This window comes from Leifsonia sp. 10L418, assembly GCF_056395445.1.
In genome coordinates, this window is record NZ_JBFTJN010000001.1 from 269851 (window position 1) to 283631 (window position 13781).

At 64.3% G+C, this 13781-nt stretch carries 11 protein-coding genes, 1 tRNA gene and 1 other RNA gene; 4 read left to right on the forward strand and 9 right to left on the reverse strand.

Going from position 1 to position 13781, the window contains the following annotated elements:
* Window positions 1–376 precede the first annotated feature (376 nt).
* Window positions 377–452 (reverse strand) — tRNA-Lys (locus AC1DCF_RS01205).
* A 121-nt stretch (window positions 453–573) separates the two neighbouring features.
* On the opposite strand from AC1DCF_RS01205, the gene AC1DCF_RS01210 reads away from it, so the two are divergent.
* Window positions 574–1392 carry an inositol monophosphatase family protein gene (locus AC1DCF_RS01210; protein ID WP_477209424.1) on the forward strand — a complete coding sequence of 273 codons (819 nt, stop codon included), beginning with the start codon at window positions 574–576 and terminating at the stop codon, window positions 1390–1392.
* A gap of 137 nt (window positions 1393–1529) precedes the next feature.
* Here AC1DCF_RS01210 and AC1DCF_RS01215 read toward each other — a convergent pair whose 3' ends face one another.
* The gene (locus AC1DCF_RS01215; RefSeq protein ID WP_477209425.1) at window positions 1530–4100 is read right to left on the reverse strand and encodes an ATP-dependent Clp protease ATP-binding subunit; all 2571 of its coding nucleotides are present in this window, start codon (window positions 4098–4100) and stop codon (window positions 1530–1532) included.
* A 448-nt stretch (window positions 4101–4548) separates the two neighbouring features.
* Between AC1DCF_RS01215 and AC1DCF_RS01220 the strand changes: the two genes are divergently transcribed.
* On the forward strand, window positions 4549–5886 hold the full coding sequence (locus AC1DCF_RS01220) for an HNH endonuclease signature motif containing protein (RefSeq protein WP_477209426.1): 1338 nt from the start codon (window positions 4549–4551) through the stop codon (window positions 5884–5886).
* Window positions 5887–6043: 157 nt separating this feature from the next.
* Here the strand turns inward: AC1DCF_RS01220 and AC1DCF_RS01225 are convergent, their stop codons facing one another.
* The 4 genes from AC1DCF_RS01225 to smpB all read right to left on the reverse strand — a co-directional run bounded on the left by AC1DCF_RS01225 (window position 6044) and on the right by smpB (window position 8318).
* Entirely contained in the window at window positions 6044–6460 is a 417-nt protein-coding gene (locus AC1DCF_RS01225) for a cupin domain-containing protein (RefSeq protein ID WP_477209427.1), read from the reverse strand.
* A gap of 106 nt (window positions 6461–6566) precedes the next feature.
* Window positions 6567–6942, reverse strand: a transfer-messenger RNA (tmRNA) gene (ssrA, locus tag AC1DCF_RS01230).
* A gap of 132 nt (window positions 6943–7074) precedes the next feature.
* A complete protein-coding gene (locus tag AC1DCF_RS01235) occupies window positions 7075–7812 on the reverse strand; it encodes a tyrosine-protein phosphatase (RefSeq protein ID WP_477209428.1) in 738 nt (245 codons plus the stop codon).
* A gap of 29 nt (window positions 7813–7841) precedes the next feature.
* Complete coding sequence (smpB, locus tag AC1DCF_RS01240) at window positions 7842–8318, reverse strand: SsrA-binding protein SmpB (protein ID WP_441791466.1); 477 nt, start codon at window positions 8316–8318, stop codon at window positions 7842–7844.
* A gap of 185 nt (window positions 8319–8503) precedes the next feature.
* On the opposite strand from smpB, the gene AC1DCF_RS01245 reads away from it, so the two are divergent.
* Window positions 8504–8902 (forward strand): SHOCT domain-containing protein, encoded by a 399-nt coding sequence (locus AC1DCF_RS01245; RefSeq protein ID WP_441791467.1) that lies wholly within the window; start codon window positions 8504–8506, stop codon window positions 8900–8902.
* Window positions 8903–8990: 88 nt separating this feature from the next.
* Here AC1DCF_RS01245 and ftsX read toward each other — a convergent pair whose 3' ends face one another.
* The 3 genes from ftsX to prfB form a co-directional block, all read right to left on the reverse strand.
* Window positions 8991–9905: a permease-like cell division protein FtsX gene (gene ftsX / locus AC1DCF_RS01250; RefSeq protein ID WP_441791468.1), complete on the reverse strand. Its 915-nt coding sequence runs from the start codon at window positions 9903–9905 to the stop codon at window positions 8991–8993.
* Window positions 9902–11227, reverse strand: a complete 1326-nt coding sequence (gene ftsE, locus AC1DCF_RS01255; RefSeq protein WP_477209429.1) for a cell division ATP-binding protein FtsE — start codon at window positions 11225–11227, stop codon at window positions 9902–9904. Before ftsE ends, ftsX begins: the two co-directional genes overlap by 4 nt.
* 95 nt (window positions 11228–11322) lie before the next feature.
* On the reverse strand, window positions 11323–12435 hold the full coding sequence (gene prfB, locus AC1DCF_RS01260; protein WP_441791470.1) for a peptide chain release factor 2: 1113 nt from the start codon (window positions 12433–12435) through the stop codon (window positions 11323–11325).
* Window positions 12436–12497: 62 nt separating this feature from the next.
* Here prfB and AC1DCF_RS01265 point away from each other — a divergent pair, with 62 nt between their 5' ends.
* The gene (locus AC1DCF_RS01265; protein WP_477209430.1) at window positions 12498–13775 is read left to right on the forward strand and encodes an MFS transporter; all 1278 of its coding nucleotides are present in this window, start codon (window positions 12498–12500) and stop codon (window positions 13773–13775) included.
* Window positions 13776–13781 lie beyond the last annotated feature (6 nt).

Below are 13781 nucleotides of genomic sequence, written 5' to 3' on the forward strand. Positions count from 1 at the left end.
CGAAAAGCTTACGACATTCGGTTTCTAATTCCGCCATTCTGGCTCGTTCGATTCAGGACAATCGGGTGAAGCGCGCCCGCGCACAGCAATAGGCCCCATAGGCAATGAGTCCGATACCGACGAGCGTCAGGATCACGGCGCCTTGCTGGGATCGAAGGTCACAGCCGCGGCGACAAAGAGTATTCCGACGAGGCTGAGGGCGATCCCCTTGGCGATGTAGCCCAGCATCCCCACGGTCGTGATGATCGCGCCGATGGCTCGCGGGCCGCGTCGTCGACACGGGGCCGGCAGCGACCCCGTGCTTGAGTGAGTGTTCGGGAAAAGACACCCGGAAACGAAAGAACCCCCGGCCAGATTTGCATCTGCCGGGGGTTTGTGGTGCACCCCCCCGGACTTGAACCGGGAACCCACTGATTAAGAGTCAGTTGCTCTGCCAATTGAGCTAGAGGTGCGTGCTGGTTTCTTTCAACTTCCGCTGTCCGAACCGAGATCAACAATAACATCAGGCATACGTCAGATACCAAATCGGCGAAATGCCGGGCGCGTCACGCCTGAATCACTATCGTGGTGGGTGTGACTGAACCCACCAATTTCTCCCTGTCCGATGACCTCGCGCTTGCACTGAAGCTGGCCGATGCAGCAGATGCGATCTCACGTTCGCGCTTCACCGCGATGGACTTGGTCGTCACGACCAAGCCCGACCGCACACCCGTGACGGATGCCGACCAGGCCGTGGAGCGGGCCATCCGTGAAGGTCTCGCCGAAGCGCGGCCCGAGGATGGCATTCTCGGTGAGGAATATGGCGCAGAGGGCTCGACGCAGCGTCAGTGGATCATCGACCCGATCGACGGCACAGCGAACTTCTTGCGCGGTGTGCCGATCTGGGCCTCGCTGATCTCACTCGCCGTCGACGGCGTGCCCGTGGTTGGCGTCGTCAGCGCGCCGGCTCTCGGCAAGCGCTGGTGGGCGACGACCGGCGGTGGCGCGTGGATGTCCGACGAGCGCACACCGGATGCCGCTCCCGTACGCCTGCAGGTGTCGGCCGTCTCCGATCTCGCCGACGCCTCGCTCAGCTACAACAGCATCCAGCAGTGGGATGTCGCCGGTCATTTGGAACCGCTCATCGCCCTCTCCCGCCAGGTCTGGCGCACCCGCGCCTACGGCGAGATGTGGTCGTACATGATGCTTGCCGAGGGCCTGCTCGACATCGCCGGTGAGTTCGACCTCAAACCGTACGACATGGCTGCGCTCGTGCCGATCATTCAGGAGGCCGGCGGACGTTTCACGTCGGTCGATGGCCAGGATGGCCCGTGGCATGGCAGCGCGCTGGCCACCAACGGGTTGCTCCACGACGCAACTCTTGCCGCGCTCGGCACTGCGACGACACACTAGCTCGCGCGGGCCGACCCGCCGGGTCTCGCTGGCGCCCGACACCTGGGCGTGCGAATCCCGGTGTGCGTGCACCATCGCGCACGCCCACCGGGATTCCCCACGCCACAGCGCTCCGCGCCAGCGCGCAGTCGCCGCTGCTAGGCGGCCATCGGCACTTCGGCTTGAGCCGGGCCGACAACGAGCGCGTCGCCGTCGACCGACACCGAGACCACCCCACCGGGCAGCACCGACGACGCCACCAGCAGGTCTGCGATACGGTCATCGACCTCCCGCTGAATGACGCGGCGCAGCGGCCGAGCCCCATACTCAGGCTCGTAGCCACGCTCGGCGATCCAGTCGATCGCATCCTCGCTGATGACGAGGGCCATGTCCTGCGCGTGCAGTCGACGCTCGGTCTGGTTCAGTAGCAGTCGCACGATCTGGCGGAGTTGGGTTTGGTCCAGCTTCTGGAACAGCACGATCTCATCGATGCGGTTGAGGAACTCCGGCCGCATCGCCTCACGCAGCTTGCCCATCACCCGGTCACGGAGAGCCTTCTCCGACCCGAACCCGTTGCCGGCGCCATCCGTCTCGGCGATGAACCCCAGCGCGCCACTGCGGCTGGCCAGAAACTCAGACCCCAGGTTCGAGGTCATGATGATCACCGTGTTGCGGAAGTCGACGGTGCGCCCCTGACCGTCGGTCAGGCGTCCGTCGTCGAGCACCTGCAACAGCAGGTTGAAGACGTCGGGGTGGGCCTTCTCAATCTCGTCGAGCAGGATGACGGAGTATGGATTACGCCGCACCCGTTCGGTGAGCTGTCCGGCTTCGTCGTAGCCGACGTAACCGGGAGGGGCGCCGACGAGCCGGCTGGCGGTGTGCCGTTCGCTGAACTCGCTCATGTCGAAACGCAGCATGGACTTCTCATCACCGAACAGTGACTCTGCCAGAGCTTTCGCCAGCTCGGTCTTTCCGACACCCGTCGGGCCGAGGAACAGGAAGCTTCCGACCGGTCGACCCGCGTCGCCCATGCCAGTGCGGTTGCGCCGCACGGCCTTGGCGATCACGTTCACCGCGTCATCCTGTCCGACAAGACGCTGGTGCAGGTCATCTTCCAGCCGCGCAAGCCGGTCACGATCGGTAGCGGTCACGCGACTAGCCGGGATGCCCGTCGCTCGCGCGATGATCTCGGCGATTTCGGCTTCGTCGATGACGGCAGAGACGGATGTCTCCCCTGCATGTGCAACGGTGCCGACCGAAGCGATCTTCGCCAGGACAGCGTCGATCTCGTCGCGCAGCCGCGACGCCTCTTCATACTGCTCCGCGTCAACCGCAGCGGACTTCTGCTCCTCAAGAGCGGCAATCTGCTCGCGCAACGCCCTCACGTCGACGACAGAGCCCAGCTTCAGGCGCATCCGCGCACCGGCCTGGTCAATCAGGTCGATCGCCTTGTCGGGAAGGAATCGTTCGGTGATGTACCGCGCCGACATCTCGACGGCGGTGCGAATCGCCGCGTCGGTGTAGGTCACGTTGTGGTGCTCTTCGTAGCGGTCTTTCAACCCGTCGAGAATCTGCACGGCGTCTTCGATGCTCGGCTCCCCCACCGTCACCGGCTGGAAACGGCGCTCGAGAGCCGGGTCCTTCTCAACCTTGCGGTACTCCTTGAGCGTGGTCGCACCGACGAGGTGCAGCTCGCCGCGCGCGAGGCGTGGCTTGAGAATGTTTCCGGCGTCCATGCCGCCGTCACCGGCCGCACCGGCACCGACCACGGAGTGAAGTTCGTCGATGAAGATGATCAATTCGCTCGAACGCGCACTGATTTCATCCATCGTCTTGGTCAGACGTTCCTCGAAGTCGCCCCGGAAACGGGTTCCGGCGAGCATGGCGGCCAGGTCGAGCGAGATCACACGCTTGCCTCGCAGCTGCTCGGGCACGTGGCCGTCGACGATCGCCTGCGCGAGGCCGTCGACGATCGCCGTCTTTCCGACGCCGGGCTCACCGATCAGGACCGGGTTGTTCTTGGTGCGCCGAGACAGGATCTCGACCGTCTGATCGATCTCCTCGGCGCGCCCGATCACGGGGTCGAGCCGGCCCGCGCGGGCACTCTCGGTCAGGTCGGTTCCGTAGAGGTCGAGCATGGGAGTGTCAGAATCCACGGATGCCTGGCCGGGGTTCGCCGCGGCGGTCGCGGCTGCCTGCGCCGCGCCTTCTGCCCCGGCCTGCAACGCAGCCGGGGTGACACCGGCGGCGGCGAGAATCTGGCCGGTGGGGGCATCCTGATTCACCATGAACGCGAAGAAGAGGTGCTCGGGGTCGACGTAGGTCGAACCGAACGAGCGTGCCACCTGGTGGGCGTCAAGCAGGGCGCGCTGAGCCGACGGGGTGAAGGCCGGCGGTGTCGTGGCGCGTTCGTCCGAGGATTCCGGAAGCCGCTGTTCGACAGCCTTCACGATCGCTTCGGGGTCGAGTCCGGCGTTGGTGAGCGCTGCGGTCGCGGCCGGAAGCGTCAGCATCACGCGCAGAATGTGCAGCGCGTCAACGTGGGAATGGCCGTGACTGACGGCGAACTCAGCAGCTTGGGCGAGCACCTCGTGCGTGCGGCGGCTGAGCATCCGGGTGAGATCAATGGGTCGCACGGGCTGGGCCGCGCGCTGGCTCTGCAGGTAGCGAGCAAGAAATTCGTCGAACGAACCGCTGCCGGAACCATCTGCGCCGAAGAAAGTGGGCATCTGTCCTCCTAGAAACTTGAGTGCCTTCGACTCAAGTTAACGTCGGTCTGCCCATTTCATTCCCGGCTCGTTCAGATGGCCCTGCCGCTTCGCGATCATTTCGCGGCTGGCGAAACCATCGGAATCCCGCACCGCACCGAGTTCGGCGGTACCGACATCAGGAAATGAGGCGTTTTGCCCGGGTCGTGCCTCCGGAGCGGCGGAGCCTCGGCGCCGCGACCCGACCTGGGCGTGGGGTATCCCCGTGGGCGCGGTGTCTACCGCGCGCCCAGCGGGATACCCCGCGCCGGCGGTCGAGCCTGTCGAGACCCCGTGACCCAGCCTTCAGACTCGGCCCTCTCGCCGACCCGCCCTCCACAGGCGCCGGGTCGGAAAGTTGTCCACAACCCCTGGTCAGCGGGTCTTTCGTGTCGGTGGGATGTCGGTGGTGCCTGGAAGACTTCAAGGTATGAACCCATTGTTGGATCGTCTCGGCGAACAGGTCGATCTCGTCGCCGAATTGCACCGAAAACAGGCCGTGCTGGCCGCCGAGACCGCCGTCGCCATCGACCGGGCGCGGCTTATGAGTGAGAACCTGACCACGCTCCCGGTCACCGAGTCGACCCTGCGGCAGCGCTGGGCGAACCGGCGGGTGCTCGTGACCGAACTGGCCTGCGCGCTGCGCGTGCCGGAACGCACCATGGAGACGCAGATCGCGATCGGCCAGGCGCTCATTCACACCCTGCCGGACACGTTCGCGGCGTTGCAGAGCGGGCAGATCAGTTACCGGCACGCGACCGTGCTCGCCGACCAGACGTTCACGCTCAGTCCGGCGGACCGGGCCGCGCTCGAGAAGGCGGTGCTGCCCGGCGCGGGGAATCTGATCGTGTCGAGGTTCGCGCAGAAGACCCGCAAGGCCCGGGAGCGGTTGGACCCGGAATCGATCACGGCCCGGCATCAGAAGAGCGTCGCGGACCGGGCGGTGTTCTTCGAACCGGCCGCCGACGGCATGGCGTACCTCAGTGCGTTCCTGCCCGCCGCCCGGGCGCAGGCGATCTGCACCCGGCTGACGAACACCGCCCGCGGCTTGCAACGGGCCGACGAACCGCGCACCCTCACCCAGTTGAAAGCGGATGTGCTCGCCGACCTGATCCTCGACCGGGACGAGGCCGACGATGGCGATGACGGGAACGAAACCGACGGCGACGGCGCCGGGGATGACGCGGTGGCGACCGGCACCGGCCGGAGCCGCCGGAAGCACCGCCGTGGCATCAAGGCGGACGTGGTGATCCTGGTCCCGGCGTTGACCCTGCTCGGCCGCAGCGACGAGCCGCCGGTGCTTGAAGGGTACGGGCCGATCGACCTCGACACGGCCCGGGAACTCGCCGGCAGTTCACCCGGCTGGCTGCGGGTGCTCACCCACCCGGAAACCGGGGCGTTCCTCTCCGTCGGCCGCGACCGCTACACCCCACCGGCCGACCTCCGGGCGGCACTGCGGCTCCGGGACGCGACGTGCCGGTCACCCGGGTGCGGCCGGGCCGCCGCGGACTGCGACATCGACCACTCGATCCCGTTTTGGGAGAACGGCCACCGCGGCGAAACGAACCTCACCAACCTGGCCTCACTCTGCCCGAAGAACCACCGGGACAAACACGAAATCGGCTGGTCCTATGTGCAAGACGACGCGGGCACGATCACCTGGACCTCACCGACCGGGCACCGGTACACGACCGAACCCGAACACCGCATCGGGCCCAGCACGCCGCCCCCAGACGTGCATCCCAACAGCGACATCGCGCCGTTCTAATCGAGGTCGTCCCGCGTTGACCGCGCTGTTCCTGCGCTGGTCGACCCCGTCTCGCTGATCGAGAAGCGCGCGAGCTTGGGAGCAAGTGCTCGAGATCCCGCGAGCCGATCTCGCGACACAACTTCGACTACATACAGTCGAGGTCTAGGTCACCGAGCTACTGCGTCGGCGGCAGCGACTGGATGACGTAGACCTTGCGCAGCGTCTCGTGCACCAGCCAGGTTCCGCGCCAACCGGCGGGCGTTACAAAGAGGTCGCCGGCGGCGAGCTCAAGCACCGTGCCGTTCTCCTCGGTGATCGTGGCCCGCCCACTCAGAATCTGGCAGACCTCGTGATAGCCGACGCGCGTGGCCGTGAACTCGCCGGGCCCGGCTTCCCAGATCCCCGTCTCCAAGCCGTCGGCGCTCCACGACGTCACAGCGGCCTCGGTCTGACCCGGTGTCGTCGAAGTCGGTTTCGGCTGGCGTTCGCCAAGCGGGATGCCGGCGGCACCAGACACGAGAACGGCGGAACCACTCGCGGGAACAGCGGCGGGAACAGCGGCGGGAACATTTTCCGGTGACATCGTTGACATCCGATTTTCCTTCGTCTTGTTGAGCCCCAGACAGAACAAGGCCGCCCGGAAGGGCGGCCTTGTTCTTGTTCGGAGCAGATGCTCAAGAGTGTGTGACAGCAACCGATGGTGGAGATGCGGGGAATTGAACCCCGGTCCACTGCTGTGGTCATATGCCTTCTACGGGTGTATCCAGTGAAATCGTTCTACTCGGCTCCGGAATTTGCCACTGGCACCTAATCCGACAAGCCCAGCCTTCGTTTGAGTCCCTCTACACCCCGCGGCTCAATGTAGAAGCAATCTCTCTAAATTGCGCCAGGGTCCGGGTAGAGAGCATTCCCGGTCTGACGGACTTCTTTAGTGCGCTCGCTTAGGCAGCGAGGGCGAAGTCAGTGCGCTTTGAATTGGCACTTATTGTTTTGCAGAGATCGTTTACGAGATAACCCTGCATCCTCGACCCGCTTCTCATAATTGCGCAGGCAGTGTCGAAACCGATCATCCCCATGCACACCTCGCGCCGAATTCCGGCGTTGAAGTGGGTTACTGTCACACACTGTTGAATTTCCAAATGCAGCAGACGAGGTCAACCCTCGCGCTCTGCAACTCCTCACTGTACAACACTCGACAGTGAGGTTCTATGCCGGCCGTACCAGCTTCGCGTCGAGCTGCTGCAGCTCGTCAGTGCTGAAGCCCTGCGCCAGCAGGTAATCGGTGACCGATCCGTACTTCTCATCGATGAGCGCAAGTAGACCTTCCATCACTGACGCCGGCGTCGATCCCATGATGCCGCGCAGTCGTGGGGTATCAGCGATACCGAAACGCGAGGTCAGGGCAATCATCGCCTCCAGCCACTCCCCCGCCAGGTTCGACTCGGAGCGCGCGTAGTCGGCAACGACGACATCCGAGGCCACCCCGACCGCGCGCAAGGCCAACGCGACCACAATTCCCGTCCGGTCCTTGCCTGCCGTGCAGTGCACGAGTACCGGCCCGGACTCGGGCGAAGCGATCAGGCGCAGAGCGCTCACGACGACTTCACCGTGCTCGACGACGATGCTTTCGTACATCGACGGCAGCGTGATTCCCGGACCGCTGTTCGCCGCGGCACTTCCCTCATACACCGGGATGTGCGCGGTTTCGATTTCGAGACCGTCGAGCGCGTCAGGCTGCATCTCGCGTTCGAAATCGTCACGCAGGTCGATGACAGTGCGAACCCCGAGTTCGACCAGTTGTTCGCGCCCGCGATCGGTCAGGCTCTTCAGCCCATCTGATCGGTAGAGCACACCACTGCGTGTGATGCCGTGGGCCGCTCGGTAGCCCGCAGGCTCCCGCAGATTGAATGTTCCGTCAACTGGAATGCGAACCGTGCTGTCCATGCCCACCCGCTCTGTCGGTGAATCCTCGGCTAGTCGCCGAGGTGCTTTCGAGCCGAAATCGCCCGATCAGACTCACGCTTGTCTTGACGCTCACGAAGCGTCTGGCGCTTGTCGTATTCCTTCTTACCCTTCGCCACGGCGATCTCGACCTTGGCGCGACCGTCGGAGAAGTAAATCTTCAACGGAATGAGGGTGTAGCCGCCCTCTTTGGTCTTGTGGCTGATCTTGACGATCTCCTGCTTGTGAAGAAGCAGCTTGCGCTTGCGCCGCGGCGGGTGGTTGGTCCAGGTTCCGGCCGAGTACTCCGGAATGTGCACAGCGTCGAGCCAGGCCTCGCCGCCTTCAATGAAGGCGTACCCGTCGACAAGGGAGGCCCGTCCGGCACGCAACGACTTCACCTCGGTTCCGCTCAAGACCATTCCGGCCTCGTAGGTGTCTTCGATGTGATAGTCGTGGCGGGCCTTGCGATTGGTCGCTACGACCTTTTCGCCTTTTTCCCTGGGCACGAGTTGCTCCTTGAATGTCTGGGTGATGCTCTGGATCGCACCGATGCTCTGCGACCGAGCGCCACAGAGCCCATCAGTCTATCGGTCGATCGGGCCGTGAAAGCGCGTCACTCTGTACGAATGCGGAGCCGACCCACTAGGTTCTTAGCCACGGAGCATGGTGCTCTGTTGTGAGGGAGGCAGTCATGAGTTTTTGGAGTGATGTGTGGAATGTCATTTGGCTCTTCTTCTGGAGCTTCGCCTTCATCGCCTACCTGTTCGCCCTCTTCGCAGTGATCGGCGACCTGTTCCGTGACCACAAGCTCAACGGCTGGTGGAAGGCACTCTGGATCATCTTCATGATCTTCCTGCCATTCATCACGGTTCTCGTCTACCTCATCGCGCGAGGCAGGGGCATGGCCGAACGTCAGGTGCGCGTTGCTCAGCAGGCGCAGCAGGAGACCGAGACGTACATCAAGACCGTTGCCGGGTCCAGCGCCGCCGACGAGATCGCCAAGGCGAAGGCACTGCTCGACTCGGGCACGATCACCGCAGAAGAGTTCGCGACGCTCAAGGCACGCGCTCTCGAGCACCAGACTGCATAGTCGGGAGCGACAGCACAGCAACGGCACAGACAAAACAGAACGGCCAGGCGGATGTCGCCTGGCCGTTCTGCATTGGATCTTGAGTTCGTTAGACCTTCAGATAGCGCGAGATCGCAAAGTTGGCCGAGAGGGCGGCGAGCACCGCGCCAAGTACCACGAGCATCGGCACCACCAGCAGCGCATCGTCGAGACCGACGAGCGCAAACCCGAGCAGGCGCTGACTGAGATATCCCTGCACGAACCAGTGCACCAGGGCGACAATGGCCCCTCCGGCCAGGATCGATCCGAGGAGTGCGGCGAACACACCCTCCAGAATGAAGGGGGTTTGAATGAACCGGTTCGACGCCCCGACAAGTCGCATGATGCCGAGCTCCTTGCGACGCGAGAACGCCGACAGTCTGATCGTCGTCGCGATCAGAAGCACGGCGGCAACGAGCATGAGGGCTGCGATGCCGATCGCTGTGTAGCTGGCCACGTTGAGCACCGAGAAGATCTGGTCGAGATACTTGCGCTGATCCTGCACGTTCTCCACCCCCGGCATCCCCGACAGGCTTTCGCTGAGGACATCTGATTGCGAGGGGTCCTTGAGGTTGACCCAGAAGGTTTGGTTCAACTGGTCGGGAGTCGCATAGTCGGCGACGGGGTTGCCGGCGAACTGCTTCTGGAAGTTCTTGAACGCCTCCTCATGATTCTCGAAGAAGTACTTTTCGATGAAGGGCGACAGGGTCGGGCCCTGCAATTGTGCTTCGACCGCCGCGAGCTGCTCATCGTTCGCCTCGCCGCCGACACAGGTCTCCCCTGTCGAATACGAGGTGCACATGTAGATGCCGACCTGGGCCTTGTCGTACCAGTAGGTCTTCATCTGGCCGATCTGCATCTGAATGAGAATCGCCGCACCGACAAATGTCAGGGAGATGAAGGTGACGAGCACCACCGAGATGACCATCGAGACGTTGCGGCGCAGGCCACTTGACGCCTCGGAAAGAACAAGTCCGAGTCTCATCGGGTGGGTCCTACAATCTGTTCCCCTGATTGGTCAGGCTTTTCGCCCGGAGCTCGCAGGCCCAGTTTTTCGGCGAGAGTGAGCTGTTCAGGAATCTCGTGCTGGGTCACCGGCAGTCCGGGTCGCGTCATGATGCGCCCGGTGTCTGCCGGAAGCTGATCGCCGACGATCGGCGCCGATGCCTCAGCTGTTGGCTCGGCGAGCGGTGCGGACACCGGCTCGGTCGACGCTGTGACACGTGGTTGCGTCGCGGGCGGCGGCGTCACCAACGGCCCGGTGATCGGCTGGGCGACAGGTCGGGCCGGCGGGTGGAAGATCTGCTCGGCAGCGGGCCGGTCCATCGGTGCCGCGACCGGGGCGGCCGGTGGCATCGACTGAACAATCGGCATCGCAGAGGGGTGCGTGAGCGGCGGTTGAGCCGCGCTCCGCGCCTCGGAGTCGACAGGATTTGACGGCGCAGCAACGGGTGCCGCTGGTGCCGCATCGACCGGAGCGGCCCGTGGCGCCGCGACGGGCGCTGCAACTGCAGCAGCGACCGGAGCCGCGACGACGGGTCGAACGAAACCAGAGTCATCCGCCGTCGGCGTTACCGGAGCGGGTGCCGGCGTGCTCGGGGCGGTAACAATCGTCTGGATCGCGGTCGTGGTGTAGCCGCCCTGGCGCTCATCGCGCACGATCTGACCGCCGGAGAGCTCGATCACACGGCGTTTCATCTTGTCGACGATGCCCGCCTCGTGGGTGGCCATCACGACGGTGGTCCCCGCCTCGTTGATGCTCGCCAGAAGAGCCATGATGCCGGCGCTCGTGGTGGGGTCGAGGTTTCCGGTCGGCTCATCGGCCAGCAGAATCTGCGGCTTGTTGACGATGGCACGCGCGATCGCAACGCGCTGCTGCTCACCGCCGGAGAGCTCGTGCGGGAATCGACGCGACTTCTCAGACAGGCCGACCATCTGCAGGGTGTCGGGCACCGCTTCTTGAATGAAGCCGCGCGACTTTCCGATCACCTGCAGGCTGAACGCGACATTGTCGTAGACCGTCTTGTTCGGCAGCAGGCGGAAGTCCTGAAAGACGACGCCGAGATTGCGCCGAAAATACGGCACCTTGCGGTTGGAGATCGACCGCAAGTCCTGGCCCAGCACGTGAATGCTGCCGCTTGTCGGCTTCTCCTCCTTCAACATCAGTCGAAGACAGCTCGATTTTCCGGACCCGGAGGCGCCGACCAGGAACACAAACTCGCCGCGCAGAATTTCAACGTCGATGGAGTTCAGTGCCGGTCGGTTCGTCCCGGGATATTGCTTAGTGATGTGATCAAAACGGATCATGGCTTATCGAGCCTAAGCATGCTGGCGGTTTTTACCACTGCGACATACCGTGTCGTCACAAGCTCACCCGTCGAAGTCGGCAGAACCGTGCCGCATCAGTCCTTCGGGCTCTGCTTGCGCCAACGGATGCCGGCGGCGATGAAACCGTCGAGGTCACCGTCGAACACGTTGCTGGGGTTGTTGACCTCGTAGTCGGTGCGCAGGTCTTTGACCATTTGGTAGGGCGCGAGAACGTAGCTGCGCATCTGGTCGCCCCAGCTGGCCGTGATGTTGCCGGCGAACTCTTTCTTGGTCGCGGCTTCCTGCTCACGCTGCACCAGCAGCAACCGGGACTGCAGCACGCGCATCGCGGCCGCACGGTTCTGAATCTGGCTCTTCTCGTTCTGACAGCTGACGACGATGCCGGTCGGAAGGTGGGTGATGCGCACGGCGGAGTCGGTGGTGTTCACGGACTGGCCGCCGGGGCCGCTCGACCGGAAGACGTCGACCCGGATGTCGTTGTCGGGAATCTCGACCGACTCGGTCTGCTCGATCAGAGGCACCACCTCGACCGCGGCAAAGGAGGTCTGGCGCTTGCCGGCGGAGTTGAAGGGGCTCATCCGCACCAGGCGGTGGGTGCCGGCTTCGACGCTCAGCGTGCCGAACGCGTAGGGGGCATCTACTTCGAAGGTCGTCGACTTGATGCCGGCCTCTTCGGCGTAGCTCACATCGAGCACACTCGTCGGGTACTTGTGCTGTTCGGCCCAGCGCAGGTACATGCGCATGAGCATTTCGGCGAAGTCGGCGGCGTCGACGCCACCGGCGCCGGCACGAATCGTGATGACGGCCGGGCGCGGGTCGAACTCGCCGTTCAGCAGCGTCTGCACTTCGAGTTCACCGAGGATCTTCTGGATGCTCTTCAGCTCAGCCGTCGCCTCGTCGGCGGAATCCTGGTCACCCTGGCCCTCGTTGGCCATTTCGACCAGAATCTCGAGGTCGTCGAGGCGACGCTCGATGCTTTCGATGCGCGCCAGCTCTGATTGACGATGACTGAGCGCACTCGTCACCTTCTGGGCGCGCTCCGTGTCGTCCCAGAGGTCAGGCACGCCGGCCTGCTCGCTGAGGTCAGCGATGTCGGCGCGGAGTCGATCAATGTCGATCACCGACCGGATGTCGCCAAACGTGGCCCGCAACGCGGCGATCTGCTCCGAGAAATCCAGCTCAATCATGTCGTGGTCCAGCCTACCGGGCAGACGCGGCAACACGGCCCTGGCGTAGCATCGACACCGCTATGACAACTGCCGATCGCTCCTTCAGCCTGCGCGGGGTTGCTGTGGCAGCTTTTCTGCCGACGTTGCTCTTCTCGATCGGCGAAGGCTCGATCATCCCGTTGATCCCGCTTGTCGCTCACAACCTGGGCGCCAGCCTGGCGATTGCCGGGTTCATCGCGGCGATGGTCATGCTCGGCGAGCTGATCGGCGACATCCCGAGCGGTTGGCTTGTCTCGCGCATCGGGGAACGCAACTCGATGATCGGCGCCTCGTTTCTCACCATCGTCGCCGTGCTTGTCTGCATCATGGCGCCCAACCCGCTCGTGCTCGGCATCGGAATCTTTGTGGTCGGCATCGCGACAGCCGTGTTCGCACTGGCCCGTCACGCGTTCATGACCAGCTACGTGCCGCTGGCCTACCGGGCGCGAGCATTGTCAACGCTGGGCGGCATCTTTCGGGCCGGCTGGTTCGTCGGGCCGTTTATCGCCGCCGGCTTGATCAGCCTGACCGGCGGCACCCAGGCCGTCTTTTGGGTGTTCATCGCCTGCTGCCTCGGTGCGGCGGCCGTCTTGCTGCTGCTGCCCGACCCCGACCGTCTGTTCGGCGCCCCCGAGCTCGCCGCCGCACCCGACGGCACGGTGAAGCATGCAGGCGCCGAGTTCGTGGCCGAAGAGTCGCACGGGCTCTTTCGCTCGATTTGGATGCACCGCGCGGTGTTGTTGAGGCTCGGCACCGGCGCCGGCCTGGTCGGTGCACTGCGCGCAAGCCGCACGGTGATTCTGCCGCTCTGGGCGGTCAGTATCGGCATCGACGCCCCCGCCATCGCCCTGATCATCGGGATTGCCGGTGGACTCGACTTCGCCCTCTTTTACGCGAGCGGCCAGATCATGGATCGCTTCGGCCGAATGTGGACGGCACTCCCCTCGATGATCGGGATGGGGCTCGGCTTTCTCGTTCTCGCCTTCACGCACAACCTGCCGAACAATGTCGGCTGGTTCATCGGGGTGGCGATGTTTCTCGCGCTGGCCAACGGCATCGGCAGCGGACTCCTGATGACCGTCGGCGCCGATCTCGCGCCGCCCGACAATCCGGCCCCGTTTCTCGGCGCCTGGCGTTTCACCGGCGATCTGGGGAGCGCGACTGCGCCGCTCGCCGTCGCCGCGATGATTGCAGTGGCATCGCTCGGCGTGGCCAGCGGGGTGATGGGAATCGTCGGCCTCATCGGTGCGGCAGTGCTCGGCCGTTATCTCCCCCGCTATGCGCCGAGACGCCCGGCGGCACCCCGGCAACATTCCTGAAGAAAA